Here is a 14,549-nt window from a genome sequence, read left to right on the forward strand (position 1 = left end):
TGCGTGGATGTCAAGAAAGGGATTTTCGTCATGCTGAGGACGAGTCACGTCCTGTGTCGCGTGGAGGACATTCACGAGACTGTCCAGAATTTCACCGACTTGGGCTTTGAAGTGGCTTGGGGAAGTGATCCCAAGAAAGCGCACAATGCGCTGATCTGGTTTTCCGAAGGTCCGTTCATCGAGTTCTTCGAGTTCCCGTCGAAGCTCGCCCCTCTCCGCTGGCCGGTCGCGCTGCGCTTCGGCCGGGGCATGGGCGCGCGCCTGCACAAGTGGTCCAGGCCGGGCAAGGGCTGGCGTGACCTCGCGCTGGAGACCGACGACACCGACCTGACCGCGACCAGGGCCCAGCTCACCGCGACCGGCGTTGACGTCTCGCGGATCTTCCGCAACGGCCGCACTCGCCCGGACGGCCAGCGCGTGCGCTACCAGATGCTCGCTCCGAGCCCGGTCGAGCTGCCGTTCGTCGTCTCCTCCTATGACCCGCCGCAGCGCCCCGCCGAGGTCGAACACACCAACGGCGCAACGGGAATCGCCACGGTCCGCTATGGCGTGAGCCGTGTCCAGCGCCCGCATTTCGATCGCTACGTCCGCTCCGACCAGTGGCTCCGCCCCGAACCCGCGCTCACGACCGGCGTCATCGGCGTGCAGCTGCACGGCCTCCGCGCCGAACTCGACCCGGCGAAGCTGCACGGCACCGTTCTCACCCCCGTCCCCGTTGAGGAGTCCCAGTCGTGACCACGCCAGAAACCCTTGTCGCAGACCTCAACCGGGCAGGCGTGAAGCTCTGGGCGGAGGACGGCAAGCTCCGCTACCGCGCCCCGAAGGGCGTGCTCACCGGCGACCTCCTCGAAGCTCTCCGCGCGGGCAAGGACGCCGTCCTTTCGTTGCTGCAGAACGAAAGCGGCGTCTTGGTTCCAGACCCCGCCGCGCGCAACGAGCCGTTCCCGCTGACCGACGTCCAGGCCGCCTACCTGCTCGGCCGCAACGACGCGTTCGGCTTCGGCGGCGTCGCCTGCCACGTCTACGTCGAAGTGAGCTACCCGACGCTGGACGAGGAGCGCTTAACGGCTGCGTGGAACCGCCTCATCGAGCGGCACGACATGCTGCGCGCGGTGATCGCCGCGGACGGCTACCAGCGCGTGCTTCCCGAGGTTCCCAAGGTGACCGTGCCTGTCACCGACCTCCGTGGCAAGGCCGACGCGCAGTCCACTTTGGACTCGATCCGCGAGGAGTTCGGCCACCACGTCTACGACACCACGCAGTGGCCGTTGTTCGACCTGCGCGCCACGCGGACCGACGAGCACGCCGTGCTGCACGTGTCGCTGGACTTCCTCATCGCCGACTGGGCCAGCATCGCGATGTTGCTGGGGGAGCTGGAGGCATTGCACGCCGACCCCGCGCGCGAGCTGCCCGAGCTGGAGATGCAGTTCCGGGACTACCTGATCACCGAGCTGAAGATGCGGGAAACCGGCCGCTACCAGCGTGATCGCGAGTACTGGACGACGCGGCTGGACGAGCTTCCCGCCGCGCCCGAGCTGCCGATGGACCAGCGCGAGCAGGCGCCGTCGTTCTCCCGCAAGCAACTCCGGCTGACCGCGCCGCAGTGGGAGGAGTTCAAGCGCCGCACGCAGAGCCGTGGCCTCACGCCGTCGTCGACCGTGCTCTCCGCCTACGCCGCCGTTGTCGAGCGGTGGAGCCAGTCGTCGCGGTTCTCGCTCAACCTCACCGTGCTCAACCGCCTGCCGCTGCACCCGCAGGTGCACGAGGTCGTCGGCGACTTCACCTCGGTCAACCTCCTTGAGGTCGACTGGAGCGCGGGCACGACCTTCGCCGAGCGCGCCGCGGTGATCGGCACGCAGCTCTTCGACGACCTGGACCACCGGCTGTACTCCGGTGTGGAGGTGATCAGGGAGCTGGCGCGGCGGCGGGGCAGGGAGGCCGCGCTCATGCCGATCGTGTTCACCAGTGCGATCGGCATCGGCAGCACGATGACCGGCTGCTTCGACGGCTTCGGCATCACCCAGACCCCGCAGGTGTTCATCGACTGCCAGGCCATGGACGACGCGGACGGCCTGCGCGTGAACTGGGACATCCGCGACGGTGTGTTCCCCGACGGCCTCGTCGACGACATGTTCGAGGCCTTCCAGTCGCTGCTGCTGCGTCTGGCCACCTCTGACGAGACTTGGGACTCCGCGTCGCTTGAGTTGCCGTGGTGGCAAATCGAGGAGCGTCGCGCTGCCAACTCCACCGCCGCGCCGCTGCCGAACTCCTTGCTGCACGAAGAGGTCTTCGCGCGGGCTGTCCGGACGCCGTCCCGGATCGCGGTGATCGACTCGCGCGGATCGGTGACCTACGCGGACCTCGCGGCTCGGGCCAACGCCGTGGCTGTCGCCCTGCGCGCGGCGGGATGCACGCCCGGCTCCCACGTGGCGATCGTCATGGACAAGGGGATCGAGCAGGTCAGCGCCGTGCTCGGCACGCTGCTCGTGGGCGCGGTCTACCTGCCGGTCGACACCGTGCAGCCCGTCCTGCGGCGCGAAGCGATCTTGCGCGACGCCGATGTGCGGCACGTCCTCACGCAGTCCTGGGTGGGCGAGGGCATCCACGTCGACACCCTTTCGACGGCCGCTGGTCCTGTCGACCTCGCCCCTGGAGACCCCGACGCGGCGGCGTACGTGATCTACACGTCCGGCTCGACCGGCAAGCCCAAGGGCGTGGTGATCAGCCACCGCGCCGCCGCGAACACCATCGTGGACATCAACTCCCGCTTCGGGATCACGGCCGACGACCGGGTGCTTGGCGTCGCCAACCTCGGCTTCGACCTGTCCGTCTACGACATCTTCGGCCCGCTGTCGCTCGGCGCGGCCCTGGTCTACCCATCACCTGTTCGCCGTGCGGACCCCTCGCATTGGGCGGACCTGGTGGCGGAGCACGGCATCACGGTGTGGAACTCCGTTCCCGCGCTCATGCAGATGCTGTTGACCTACCTCAACGTCGAGCTGCCCAGCCTGAGGATCGCATTGCTGTCGGGCGACTGGATTCCGACCACTCTGCCCGCTGAGGCCGCTGTGAAGCTGCCCGGCATGGAGCTGATCAGCCTCGGTGGTGCCACCGAAGCGTCGATCTGGTCCAACTACCACCGCATCGACGGCGTTCCTGCGGGCTGGCACAGCATCCCGTACGGCAAGCCCTTGGCCAATCAGGGTTTCCGCGTGCTCGACGCTCTCGGGCAGGACTGTCCTGTGTGGACTGTCGGTGAGCTGTGCATCAGCGGCGCCGGGCTCGCGCAGGGCTACCTCGGCGACGCGGAGACCACGGCGCACCGCTTCATCACGCACAACGGCGAACGGCTCTACCGCACCGGTGACCTCGGCCGCTACCGCCCCGGCGGGGACATCGAGTTCCTCGGCCGCGCGGACACGCAGGTCAAGATCCGTGGCCACCGCATCGAGCTCGGCGAGATCGAAGCCGCTCTCTGCGAGCACCCGGCGGTTGCGGCGGCCGGAGTGGTCGTCTCGGACGGCGCGCTGTTCGGCGTCGTCGAAACCGCGCGCGTCGCGCCCGCTGTTCCTGACGACTCGCGGCTGATTCGCATCGCCAGCGCGGCTCGGTCCACCGATCACGCGATCGCCGCCGTGCTGCACCGCGCGGCCGTCGAGTCCGACCGTCCACTTCGGATTCTCGAACTCGACCGCTCACGTCCGGAGGTCGTGGAGGTGTTGGCGGGGCTGGACGCTGACTACCGGCTCGGCGTGCTTGATGTTGATCTCGACTACCGCGCGCAGGGCTTCGCGCCCAACACCTATGACGCCATCGTCGCGACCTCGTTCCGGAGCGCGTTCGTCGACCTCCTGGTGCCCGGCGGATGGCTCGTGGTGAACGGCTCCCGGCCTTGGGATGATTCGGTTCTGGAGCTTCCTTCGCTCTACGTGAAGCGGTTCAAGACCGATCGCGCGCAGGTGACCGGGTTGGCCGACTTCCTGGCGCTGCGCCTGCCGGAGCACATGATCCCCGCTGAGCTTCAGGTCGTGGACGCGCTTCCCTTGACCGGAAACGGGAAGGTGGACCGCCGCGCGCTCCAGGCGTGGCGCCCGACCCCGGTCGAGTCCGCCGCGTCGGAGGTGCCGGAGGACGAGCTGGAGGAGGCGCTGGCCAGGCGCTGGGCCGATGCGTTGCAGATCCCGGCGATCGGCCGCACGGAGAACTTCTTCACCAGGGGAGCGGACTCGCTGATCATGGCGCGCATGGCCGGGCGCCTGCGCGAGGAGCTGCCCGAGGCCGAGCCCGTGCCGTTCGACACCCTGCTGCGGCAACTGCTCAACGAGCCGACCGTGGCGCAGCTCGCGGCTTTCCTGCGTCGCAAGGCAGAGCCCGAGACGCAGCTCGTCAGCGGGAGCAACGCGGCCCTGGTTCCCTTCAGCACCACCAGCGACGGTCCGGTTCGCGTGCTGTTCCACGCCGGTCTCGGCACGATGGAGTGCTTCCGTCCGCTGGCCGCGCGGTTGGTGGCGCAGGACCTCGGCCCGGTGCTCGGCATCGCGATCGCCGACACCGATGTCTACCTCGCGCTCGATCCGGCCGAGGTCGTGGGCAAGCTCGCCGACGACTACACCGAACGCCTGCTGGCCGAGGGGCACACGCGGTTCCAGCTGATCGGCTACTGCCTCGGCGGCATGTTCGCCACGGAGGTCGCGCGGCGGCTGGCGGAGCGCGGGATGGAGGTCGAGGAGCTGGTCCTGGTCAGCAGCCACCTGGTGTCCTTCGACATCCAGGACGAGCTGATGTTCGAGACCCTGTTCGTGCCGAACCTCGGCATCACGCTCGACCAGATCGGCCTCGGCTCGGTCGATCCGCAGGCCGTCTCGGAGGAGTTCCCGAAGCTGGTGCGCGACAACGACGGCCGCGTCCCGGAAGGTTCTCTCGCGAAGATCGACGACTTCTTCGGACGGCTCGGATCACTCAGTCAGGAGGAGCGCTTCGCCCGCTACGCCGAAGCCGCCTCGATGATGCCGGAGATGGCGATTGGCATGTACCGCGTCTTCAAGCAGAGCTTCCAGTCCGCGCGCTTCGTCCCGCCTCCCTACGTAGGCGACATCAAGTTCCTGTGCCCCACCACGACGTTGGCGCCGGGGATGACCGAGCAGATGCTGGAGTTCTGGCGCGATGTCTGCCTCGGCGATTTCACCGTGTCCAATGTGGACGGTAATCACTTCTCGTGCATGAACGAGCCGCTCGTTGAGCAGATCGCAGAGGGTCTTCGGTGAGTGACAGCGGTATGAAGCCTGTGTCAGACCTGGTCGGGCTCTCCCCGGGAGTGCGCGGTCAGCTCACGCGGGCACTGGCTCTCGGGGCTCTCGGTGGAGCCGCCGGTGTCGCGGGTTACGTGTGCGTTGCGATGGCCGTCGGCGAGCTGTTCGCCGCGCAGCCTTCGGGCTCCGCGCTGGCATGGTGGGTCAGCTTCGCGTTGGTGGGCCTGGTGGTGTCGTTCGGGTCGCGGTGGTTGGCCGAGCAGGTCGCCCACCACGCGAGCTTCGAGCTCGAAGTGGTGCTCCGCCGCCGCCTCGCCGACGCGCTCGCCAAGATGCCCCTCGGCGTGGTCCAGCGGCTGGGCTCCGGGCGGATCAAGAAGGTCATGCAGGACGACGTCGCCGCGCTGCACAACGTGGTGGCCGACGCCATGCCGTTCTTCGGAGCCGTTGCGGCGCAACCGATCGCGGCGTTGATCGCGCTGGGCATCGTGCAGTGGAAGCTGCTGATCGTGGTGCTGCTCGTGGTACCCGTGGCGATGGTCTCGTTCTCGCTGATGGCCCGCGACTACACCACTCAGCGCGCGAAGTACAACGACGCCAACGAGAACGTCAACGCCGCCGTGGTGGAGTTCGTCCAGGGCATGCCCGTGGTGCGCACCTTCGACGACGGCCGCACGTCCTTCCGCCGCTTCTCCGACTCGGTCGACGCGTTCACCGAGGCGATCGGCGCGTGGACCGCGACCTCGCGCACGGCTTCGGTGTTCAACAAGCTGGTGATCGTGCCGTTGCCGACGCTGTTGGTGATCGCGGCGGCGGGCGTGCCGATGCTCGCGCTCGACTGGATCACCGCGCCGGAGTTGTTGCTGGGCTTGCTGATCGGTGCGATGCCCATCGAAGCGATCTCCCCGTTGATGCATTTGACCAACTACGTCAACGACTCCAAGGCCGGGGCCGTGCGGATCGGTGAACTCCTCGCGATCCCGCCGCTGCCCGAACCTGCTTCGCCGCGTGTTCCTTCAGATTCGTCGGTGTCGCTTCGCGGAGTGACCTTCAGCTACTCCACGGATCGCGGCGCTCCAGTGCTGTCCGATGTGGACATCGAGATCCCGGCGGGCACGGTGTGCGCGCTGGTCGGGCCGTCCGGCTCCGGAAAGTCCACTGTGGCCAGACTGATCCCGCGCTTCTACGACGTGGACGAGGGTTCCGTGCGGGTCGGTGGCGTCGATGTCCGCGACATGCGCAGCGAAGTCCTCCTCCAGCACGTGGCGCTGGTCTTCCAGGACCCGTTCCTGATCGAGGGCACCATCGCGGAGAACATCCGCCTCGGCAGGCCTGGTGCCACCGACGCCGAGGTCGAGGCCGCCGCCCGGGCTGCCGCAGCGCACGACTTCATCGTCACCGAACTCCAGGACGGCTACGACAGCCAGGTCGGCGAGCGCGGTGGACGGCTCTCCGGCGGCCAGCGCCAGCGGATCACCATCGCCAGGGCGATCCTGTCCGACGCGCAGATCGTCGTGCTCGACGAGGCGACCGCGTTCACCGATCCGGAGAGCGAGGCCGCTATCCAGGACGCCATCGCCCGCTTGACCAAGGGCCGCACCGTCCTGGTGATCGCGCACCGACTGTCCACTGTGGTCGATGTGGACCGGATCGTGGTGCTGGACAACGGCAAGGTCGTGGAGCGCGGCAAGCACCCCGACCTGGTCGCCGCGAACGGGCGCTACGCCGCGCTGTGGGCTCGGCACGAACAGGCTTCCACGTGGGGGCTTGTTGGAAACCGGGCCGAAGACCTGCTTGCAGGGTCGAGCGACAAGAAGGATGTGAAGCTGTGAAGCGCATTCGTCGCCTCATGATGCTGGCCGCAGGCCCGTACGCGCCGCAGTTCCGCTCAACGCTGCGCATCTCCGTGATCGCTTCCTTGGTGCAGGCCGCCGCCTACGCGACCTTCATCCCGCTGCTGGCCGCTCTGTCGGCCGGGCGCATCGGCGAGGCTTGGGCGTGGGTCGGCGCGCTCGCCGTGCTCGTGATCACCGAGGGCGCGCTTCGCGTGCGGGAGAGCGCCTTCACCTACGACTACTGGCACCTCGTCACCGGCGCCACGCGAACCCGGCTCGGCGAGCGGCTTCGTTCGATGCCGCAACAGGAACTCAACCGCCGTGCGGCCGGAGACCTGACGACCGTCGTCGGCAGCAACGTCACGAGCGCGGCCACCGGGATCTCCTCGTTCTCCACGCTCTTCGTCCAGCTGGTAACCGTGCCCGCGCTGCTCGGCGTGGTCGTTCTGGTCGTTGACTGGCGGCTCGGCCTAGTGCTCGTCGCGGCGACCATCGCTTCGATCCCGTTGGTGCGCAAGCTCCGCGCGCTGTCCAACGCGGGTTTCCGGCGCGTCGACGAGGCGAACGCGGGTGCTGCGAGCCGCATCGTCGAGTACGTCCAGGGTTTGCCGGTCTTCAAGGCCACCGGCCAGGCCGGCGCGGACTCTTCGCGCTTGGTTTCTGTGTTCACCCATCAGCAGGAAGCCAACGCGGTGTCCAACCGCTCCGCCTCCGTTCCCGTTGCGGCACTTCAGTTCCTGGTTCAGGTCGCGGTCGTGGCACTCGTGACTCTGGGAGCCGCGTTCGTGCTCGACGCGCGGTTGTCGTTGCCGCTGCTGCTCGCCGTGGTCGTCGCCGCCGCGCGCTTCGCCGAGCCGCTCGGGGCCGCCGTCACCATGACCAAGCTCTTCGAGATGGCCGAGGCCGCTCTGAGCCGCATCGGTTCCGTGCTCGCCGTCGAGCCTCTGCCCGTGCGGCCGGGAGGGACCGCGCCCACGTCCTTCGACATCACCTTCGAGAAGGTCGGCTTCACCTACGACGGTCGCACGTCGCCAGTGCTGCACGAGGTCGATCTCGTTGTCCCGGAACGGAGTCTGACCGCGCTCGTCGGCCCGTCCGGCTCCGGCAAGACCACCGTGACGAAGCTGATCACCCGCTTCGCCGACCCCCAGTCCGGCGTGATCAAGATCGGCGGGGTCGACGTCGGCACCCTCGAACCCACAGAGCTGTTGCGCCACATCGCCGTGGTGTTCCAGGACGTCTACCTCTTCGACGACACCATCCTGGCCAACATCGCGATGGGCCGACCCGACGCCACCGAGGAGGAGATCATCGAAGCCGCTCGCGCCGCGAACGTGCACGCGTTCATCTCCCGGCTGCCGCAGGGCTACCAGACCCGGGTCGGCGAGATCGGCTCCGCGCTCTCCGGCGGCGAGCGCCAGCGCATCTCCATCGCGCGCGCCATCCTCAAGGACGCCCCCGTCGTCCTGCTCGACGAGCCCACCGCCGCGCTCGACACCGAATCCGAAGTCGTTGTGCAGCAAGCGATCGACAACCTCGTGCGCGGCAAAACCGTAGTGGTGATCGCTCACCGCCTGTCCACCGTCGTCGGCGCTGATCAGATCGTGGTGATCGACGGCGGCACCGTCGCGCAGCGCGGCACCCACCAGGACCTCATCACCCAGCCCGGCCGCTACGCCGACATGTGGTCCGCCCAACTCCGCGCCCGCGACTGGCAAGTCCCCGCTCACCCCTAACGCGCTGAATGACTCATTGAGGTACTTGAGCGCCCCCAATGACCCTTTCAGGTACCTCAACTCCCTGAATGACTCATTCGGGGAGTTGAGGGCCCCCAATGAGTCATTCAGCTACCTCAACGCCCCGAACGGCCCTTTCGGGTACTTGAGCGCACCAAACGACCCGTTCAGGGCTCCCAACGCACTGAACGGGTCGTTCAGCTCCTTCAACGCACCAAACGGGCCGTTGGAGAGGGCGTCGATGGGTTCGGCGGTCTTCAAGACCCACGAACCCCGCTCGCGGAGGTCTTCAACGACGACGAACCGCACGCTCCTGGACGAGTTGTTCGACGGCGGTGGGCAGAGTGCTCTCGAAGTCGATCAGCTTGGCCCAGGTCGGAGTGACCACGATGCGGACCATGCCCTGGTAGAGCGAGCGGACCTCGGCCTCCCACTCGACGCGTTGCGCGGGGGACATGTCGTAGCTGCCGTTCATCTGGAGGTACTCGTCGGGGATGCCGTCGACCACGTCCAGCTCGGCGCGCCCGCGGACGAGCAGGATCTTGGGCGGGTGCACCTCGATGTCGATCGTCAGCGCGACGGCCGGGTTCGCCCGCAGGGACGGCAGCTTCGGCGCGTTGGTCGAAGTGCACATGACGATCTCCGAGCCGTTCCAGGTGAACGCGATCGGGATGGTGCGGGGCGTGCCGTCCTTGGCCACGTAGGCGAGGCGGGCGATGTCGCGGGCCAGCAGCTCCTGGCTGCCCGGACGGTTCAGGACCTCAATGATCTCGTTGCGCTCCATGGCCCTGGGACGGAGCTAATCCCGAGATTTCGACGTTGACGTCCACGGCAGCGCCAAACCGTCCCCGGCCACCCGCGGCACCACGTGAACGTGCAGGTGGAACACGGTCTGCGTCGCGTCGGCGCCCTTCGAAGTGATCAAGTTCGCGGCAGGCTGCTCCGCCATCAGCTCGGCGGCGCACCGCATCACGGCCGCCGTCACGTCGGGGTCGGTGCCCGCGTCCTCGACGTGCACGCGCGGCAGCACGAGCACGTGCCCCTCGTTGACCCCGCCGTGCGGCCGGATCGCGATGGCCTCCGGCCACTCCGCGAGGACGACGGCGGGCGCGCGCCCGGCGACGATGGAGCAGAAAACGCAGCTCTCCACGCTCAAACCTCCCAGGCTGCCCCACCAGCTCCGATGCAGGTAGATTGAATCTACGTAGATTCAATCTACCTAAATGTGGCGAGCACACACCCGAGCTAGGGTGCGTGCATGGCTCTGCTCGATCGCGTGTTGCTGGGTCCCGGTCCGTCCAACCCGTACCCGGAGGCGACGCTCGCCCTCGGTGCGCCGTTGCTCGGCCACCTCGACCCCGAGTTCCTGCGGTTGCTCGACGAGACCTGCGCGCGGCTGCGCACCGTGTGGGGCACCGCCAACCGCCGGACGCTGCCGTTGTCCGGGACCGGCTCCATCGGCATGGAAGCCGCCTTTGCCAACACCGTGCGCCGGGGCGATGTCGCCGTCATCGCGGTGAACGGCCTGTTCGGTGAGCGCATGTGCGACGTGGCCGGGCGCTACGGCGCCGAGGTCGTCCGCGTCGACCACGAGTGGGGGCAGCCGGTCGACGTGCAGCGCGTGCTCGACGCGCACCCCAAGCCCGCGATCGTCGCGGCCGTGCACGCGGAGACCTCCACCGGCGTGCGCAGCGACATCGGCGCGCTCTCCGCGGCCGTGCGCGCGCGGGACGAGGGCGTGCTGGTGATCGCGGACTGCGTGACCTCTCTGGCCGGGTCGCCGGTGCTCATCGACGACTGGGGCGTTGACCTGGCCTACTCCGGCACGCAGAAGTGCGTCGGCGTCTCGCCGGGGCTTGCGCCGTTCACGGTCTCCGAGCGGGCGTGGGCGCGCCGCGTCCCGCACCCGCCGACCTGGTACCTCGACCTCGGGCTGATCGGCGACTACGTCAGCGGCGGCGCGGGCGGCGGCCGGACCTACCACCACACCGCGCCGGTCGCGATGATCGCCTCGCTGCACGCGGGGCTCGGCCGGGTGCTCGACGAGGGCCTGCCCGAGGTCTTCGAGCGGCACCAGATCGTCGGAACGGCGCTGCAGAACGGCTTGGAGGAGATGGGCCTCAAGCTCTTCGCGGCCGAGGGCCACCGCCTCCCGCAGCTGACCTCGGTGTGGGTGCCGGACGGCGTGGACTCCGCGGCCGTGCGCAAGCGCCTGCTGGAGGAGTTCGGCATCGAGATCGGCGCGGGCGCCAAGGAGTTCGTCGCGACCGTCTGGCGGATCGGCCTGATGGGCCACAACGCCAGGCCGGAGCGCGTCGAGATGCTCCTCGGCGCCCTGCGGAAGGTGCTCTAGGGCTGTTTCATAGGTCTCGTTCGATGAGAGCCGGGATCGGCCCGGCTATCGCGAGCACGGACCTGTGAAACACGCCCTAGCAGCCGAAGACGAGCTCGTCGGTGTAGCGGCCGTCGCCGAGGTAGAAGCGCGCGGCCATGGTGCGCTCACCGAGGTCGAACACCGAACGCCACAGGGTCCGGATCGGGTAGGGCACGTCGGCGCCGACCGCGTCGAAGTTCACCGAGTCGATCGCCGCGCGCACGCCCGGTCCGGACAGCACGTCCTTGGTCTCCCCGCTGAGCCTGCGATGCCGCTCGTAGGTCAGCATCGTCTCGTCGTTGTCGGCGGGAAGCTCGCCGGAGTGCTTGTGCAGCAAGTGGTTCGTCACGCACAGGGCTCCGCCGCCACCGTCGGTGATGTGCTCGTCCCCGCCCGCGCCGCGCTCCCACACGAAGCAGTCCCCGCTCGCGTCAGCGATCAGGTAGTGCAACGGCGTGCCCAGGTCGTACTGCTTCGCGCCGAGCAGCGCGGCCCTGGCCTCCTCCGCCGTCGCGCAGGTGTCGAGCACGAAGCGCGGCAGCTGGATGCTGGACAGACCGACCTGAGGACCGGCGGAGGTCGGCTCGCCCGCGTTCTCCGCGTCGGCGATCAACAGCACCACGGCCAGGCCGTGCTCGTTGATGCCGTCCATGCAACCGTCCAACGTGTCCATGGTCAACACGGTGGTCGCGGGACCGTCGGTCGGCTTGCTGCGAACCACGAACGGCCGCGAAGCCATCGGCAATTCCGCGCCGCCTGTCGGCTGGCCACCACTGAGCATCGCGAAGAGATCGGCGGCGCTCGTGGTGAAGAAGTCGTAGTTGCGGGCGAGCGTTCCCCGGCCCTCCTCGGTCGCACTCGGCGGCAGGAAGGTCGCCGAGCACGCGGAGCCGTTGGGCACCCCGCTCAGGCCGTCCACAAAGAACTCATCGGACTCGAAGTCCAGTCCCAGAGCCGAAGCAGCGCCGCGCATCCGCTCGTGGTGCTGCGGCCAGTTGCGCTCGAACCACAGCCGTCGCGCTCGCGCCGTGCGCCGGTCGGCCGGTTGCGGGCGCCAGCCGTAGGAGCGCGCCGCCTCCTCCGCCAGCGCGTGACCGATCTCCGCCTGCCCACCCGTGACGGCCAGCTCTCGAACGATCATGAAGTCCTCGTTCGTGCCCGCGACGATCTCCTTCTGCACAGCCATGTCAGCTCTCCCTCCACATGGGCCACACCGTGGGCCCGTCCGGCAACGTCACTGGATCTCCGGTGAGCCGGAACCCGTGGCGGGCGTACAGCGCCACGTTGCGCTCCGCACTCGCCTCCAGGTAGACCGGCACGTCGACACTTCGCAGCCGCTCTTCGAGGAGCCTGCCCCCGAGCCCCTGCCCCTGCTTCTCCCGCGCCACACCGATGAACGCGAGATACAGGTGCTCCCGCTCGGTGGAATGGTTGCGCGCCAACGTGTCCACGAGCACGCGCAGTCGCGGCGGCAACTCCGCTCCGGGCCCCGGCGCCAAGGACTCGCCTGCGACAACGGGGAGCCACACGGCGGCGGCGCCGTCATCGAGCACGGCCAGTTCCCCCGCCTCCGCCGACGCCGCGACGAGTGGGGCGAACACCCGTGCCGCCCCCGCTCTGCGCTGCTCGACCGGGCCGGGGAACACCCACTCGACCACCGGGTCCGCCACGAAGGCATCGCACAGGATCTCCGTGGCGCGCTGTATCGAACTCATGAGGCGACTCTGCCCACGGGCGTACGCTCATCGCAACGAAACAGGTTGTAAGAAGGCAAAATCCCAGGTCAGTTGACCAAAGCGTACTAGTACACTTGCTGGCGTGAGCCCGCCGTACCAGCGCATTGCCGCCGCCATCAGGTCCCGCATCGAAGCGGGGGAGCTGCGCCCCGGCGAGCGCGTTCCCTCCACGCGCGCGCTGACCCGGGAGTGGGGCGTCGCGATGGCGACCGCCGCCAAGGCGCTGGACCTGTTGCGGCAGGAGGGTTTCGTCGAAGCCCATCCCGGAGCGGGAACCGTCGTGCGCACGCGGGGCGCCAAGCCGCGCCGGGAACCGCCGCTCGGCCAGAGCCTGACGCGCCTGCGCATCGCCACGACCGCCATCCGCGTCGCCGACGCCGAAGGACTGGAAGCGGTGTCGATGCGCAGGCTCGCCACGGAACTCGCGGTGGGGCCGATGTCGTTGTACCGCCACATCGCGGGCAAGGACGAACTCGTGCACCTCATGCTGCGCCAGGTCTTCCGCACCCGGCCGCTGCCCGATCCGCCGCCGAAGGGCTGGAAGGAGCAGCTCAGCGTCGTGTGCCGGTTGCAGTGGGCGCTCTGCCGCGCGCACCCGTGGCTCGCCGAGCTGATCTCAGTGACCCGTCCGCTGCTCATCCCTGAGGCGATGCTGCACACCGAGTGGACGTTGGAAGCGCTGCACGCGCTGCCGATGTCGAAGGAGGAGAAGATCAGGGAAGCGTTGACGCTGCCCGCTTTCGTGCGCGGACTGGCGCTGTCGCGGGCCACCGAGCTGGACGCGGTGCGCGCGAGCGGCATGACCAGCAGCGAGTGGTGGATGGAGCAGGAGGCCGAGGTGCGGGCGCTGTTCGCCTCGGGACGCTTCCCCCGGCTGGCCACGTTGACCGACGAGCCGGGCAAGAACCTGGACGAGCTCTTCGAACACGCCCTGCGCGGTCACCTCTCCGGCATCGAGGCCCGGCTGCGCACGCCGTAGTCGCCCATTCCCTTCTCCAGCAGGTCGAAAGCCCTGTCGATCACGTCCGCCTGGCGCCGCCTGACCTCCTCGACCGGCGTGCCGTCGAGCACCCGGTCCACGGCCAGCTCGAAGATCGACATCAGCGTGGCGGAGATGTGCGCGGCGAACAGCCGGGCAGCGGTTGCCTCGGCGCCGTCGGCTTCGAGCGCCGCGATCAGCGCGACGTGCATCTCCGCGCCGTGCTCGTACATCCGGTTCACCAGCGCCGGACTGGCTCTGAGCACGCGCCAGAGCGGGATCACGCCCTCGACCGCGCCGGAGAGCGGGTGCCGTGAGGCCAGCAGGTGGTGCTGCTGCCGCCGCAGCGCGCTGACCACCGACTCCTCCGGCGACCGCTCGCCGAGCGCCCGCCGCAGCTGGGTGATCCGCTCGGCGTGCCGGTCGAGGAACAGGTCCTCCTTGCGCGGGAAGTGGCTGAACACCGTCATCTTCGAGACCTCGGCCGCCGCCGCGACCTCCGCGATCGTCACGTTGTCGAAGCCGCGCGCCAGGAACAACCCGGTCGCCACGTCCGAGATGTGCTTGCGGGTCGCCAGCTTCTTCAGCTCGCGCAGACCTTGCTTGGTCATGGCGGGATACTAAGCCCGAAACCGCCCTC

At 68.7% G+C, this 14,549-nt stretch carries 12 protein-coding genes; 6 read left to right on the forward strand and 6 right to left on the reverse strand.

Annotated features, from left to right (window positions below):
- Positions 1 to 30: 30 nt before the first annotated feature.
- From ABD798_RS13565 to ABD798_RS13580, 4 genes are read left to right on the forward strand one after another with little or no spacing between them, the layout of a single operon-like run.
- On the forward strand, positions 31 to 735 hold the full coding sequence (locus ABD798_RS13565) for a VOC family protein (RefSeq protein ID WP_344874485.1): 705 nt from the start codon (positions 31 to 33) through the stop codon (positions 733 to 735).
- Positions 732 to 5,264: an amino acid adenylation domain-containing protein gene (locus ABD798_RS13570; RefSeq protein ID WP_344874487.1), complete on the forward strand. Its 4,533-nt coding sequence runs from the start codon at positions 732 to 734 to the stop codon at positions 5,262 to 5,264. Before ABD798_RS13565 ends, ABD798_RS13570 begins: the two co-directional genes overlap by 4 nt.
- A gap of 11 nt (positions 5,265 to 5,275) precedes the next feature.
- A complete protein-coding gene (locus tag ABD798_RS13575; RefSeq protein ID WP_344874489.1) occupies positions 5,276 to 7,081 on the forward strand; it encodes an ABC transporter ATP-binding protein in 1,806 nt (601 codons plus the stop codon).
- Positions 7,078 to 8,820, forward strand: a complete 1,743-nt coding sequence (locus tag ABD798_RS13580) for an ABC transporter ATP-binding protein (protein ID WP_344874491.1) — start codon at positions 7,078 to 7,080, stop codon at positions 8,818 to 8,820. Before ABD798_RS13575 ends, ABD798_RS13580 begins: the two co-directional genes overlap by 4 nt.
- 111 nt (positions 8,821 to 8,931) lie before the next feature.
- Here ABD798_RS13580 and ABD798_RS13585 read toward each other — a convergent pair whose 3' ends face one another.
- From ABD798_RS13585 to ABD798_RS13595, 3 genes are read right to left on the reverse strand one after another with little or no spacing between them, the layout of a single operon-like run.
- Positions 8,932 to 9,129, reverse strand: a complete 198-nt coding sequence (locus ABD798_RS13585) for a hypothetical protein (RefSeq protein WP_344875005.1) — start codon at positions 9,127 to 9,129, stop codon at positions 8,932 to 8,934.
- A complete protein-coding gene (locus ABD798_RS13590) occupies positions 9,110 to 9,604 on the reverse strand; it encodes a pyridoxamine 5'-phosphate oxidase family protein (protein ID WP_344874493.1) in 495 nt (164 codons plus the stop codon). The genes ABD798_RS13585 and ABD798_RS13590 overlap by 20 nt, the downstream gene beginning before the upstream one ends.
- A gap of 15 nt (positions 9,605 to 9,619) precedes the next feature.
- A complete protein-coding gene (locus ABD798_RS13595) occupies positions 9,620 to 9,970 on the reverse strand; it encodes an HIT family protein (RefSeq protein WP_344874495.1) in 351 nt (116 codons plus the stop codon).
- Positions 9,971 to 10,078: 108 nt separating this feature from the next.
- Between ABD798_RS13595 and ABD798_RS13600 the strand changes: the two genes are divergently transcribed.
- The gene (locus ABD798_RS13600) at positions 10,079 to 11,173 is read left to right on the forward strand and encodes a pyridoxal-phosphate-dependent aminotransferase family protein (RefSeq protein ID WP_344874497.1); all 1,095 of its coding nucleotides are present in this window, start codon (positions 10,079 to 10,081) and stop codon (positions 11,171 to 11,173) included.
- 76 nt (positions 11,174 to 11,249) lie between these two features.
- Here ABD798_RS13600 and ABD798_RS13605 read toward each other — a convergent pair whose 3' ends face one another.
- Both ABD798_RS13605 and ABD798_RS13610 read right to left on the reverse strand, forming a co-directional pair.
- Positions 11,250 to 12,380, reverse strand: coding sequence for a C45 family autoproteolytic acyltransferase/hydrolase (locus ABD798_RS13605; protein ID WP_344874499.1), 1,131 nt, complete (start codon positions 12,378 to 12,380; stop codon positions 11,250 to 11,252).
- 1 nt (position 12,381) lies between these two features.
- Positions 12,382 to 12,909 carry a GNAT family N-acetyltransferase gene (locus tag ABD798_RS13610; protein ID WP_344874501.1) on the reverse strand — a complete coding sequence of 176 codons (528 nt, stop codon included), beginning with the start codon at positions 12,907 to 12,909 and terminating at the stop codon, positions 12,382 to 12,384.
- 103 nt (positions 12,910 to 13,012) lie between these two features.
- Between ABD798_RS13610 and ABD798_RS13615 the strand changes: the two genes are divergently transcribed.
- Positions 13,013 to 13,909, forward strand: coding sequence for a TetR/AcrR family transcriptional regulator C-terminal domain-containing protein (locus tag ABD798_RS13615; RefSeq protein WP_344874503.1), 897 nt, complete (start codon positions 13,013 to 13,015; stop codon positions 13,907 to 13,909).
- Here ABD798_RS13615 and ABD798_RS13620 read toward each other — a convergent pair.
- A complete protein-coding gene (locus ABD798_RS13620) occupies positions 13,870 to 14,520 on the reverse strand; it encodes a TetR/AcrR family transcriptional regulator (protein WP_344874505.1) in 651 nt (216 codons plus the stop codon). The two genes, ABD798_RS13615 and ABD798_RS13620, sit on opposite strands and share 40 nt — an antisense overlap.
- Positions 14,521 to 14,549: the final 29 nt, after the last annotated feature.

The sequence above is a fragment of the Allokutzneria multivorans genome (assembly GCF_039537405.1).
Lineage (GTDB): Bacteria > Actinomycetota > Actinomycetes > Mycobacteriales > Pseudonocardiaceae > Allokutzneria > Allokutzneria multivorans.

Coding starts and splice junctions, on each gene's coding strand:
- ABD798_RS13565 (WP_344874485.1), top strand. CDS start 31: ATGCTGAGGACGAGTCACGTCCTGTGTCGCGTGGAGGACATTCACGAG.
- ABD798_RS13575 (WP_344874489.1), top strand. CDS start 5,276: ATGAAGCCTGTGTCAGACCTGGTCGGGCTCTCCCCGGGAGTGCGCGGT.
- ABD798_RS13590 (WP_344874493.1), bottom strand. CDS start 9,604: ATGGAGCGCAACGAGATCATTGAGGTCCTGAACCGTCCGGGCAGCCAG.
- ABD798_RS13600 (WP_344874497.1), top strand. CDS start 10,079: ATGGCTCTGCTCGATCGCGTGTTGCTGGGTCCCGGTCCGTCCAACCCG.
- ABD798_RS13605 (WP_344874499.1), bottom strand. CDS start 12,380: ATGGCTGTGCAGAAGGAGATCGTCGCGGGCACGAACGAGGACTTCATG.
- ABD798_RS13610 (WP_344874501.1), bottom strand. CDS start 12,909: ATGAGTTCGATACAGCGCGCCACGGAGATCCTGTGCGATGCCTTCGTG.
- ABD798_RS13620 (WP_344874505.1), bottom strand. CDS start 14,520: ATGACCAAGCAAGGTCTGCGCGAGCTGAAGAAGCTGGCGACCCGCAAG.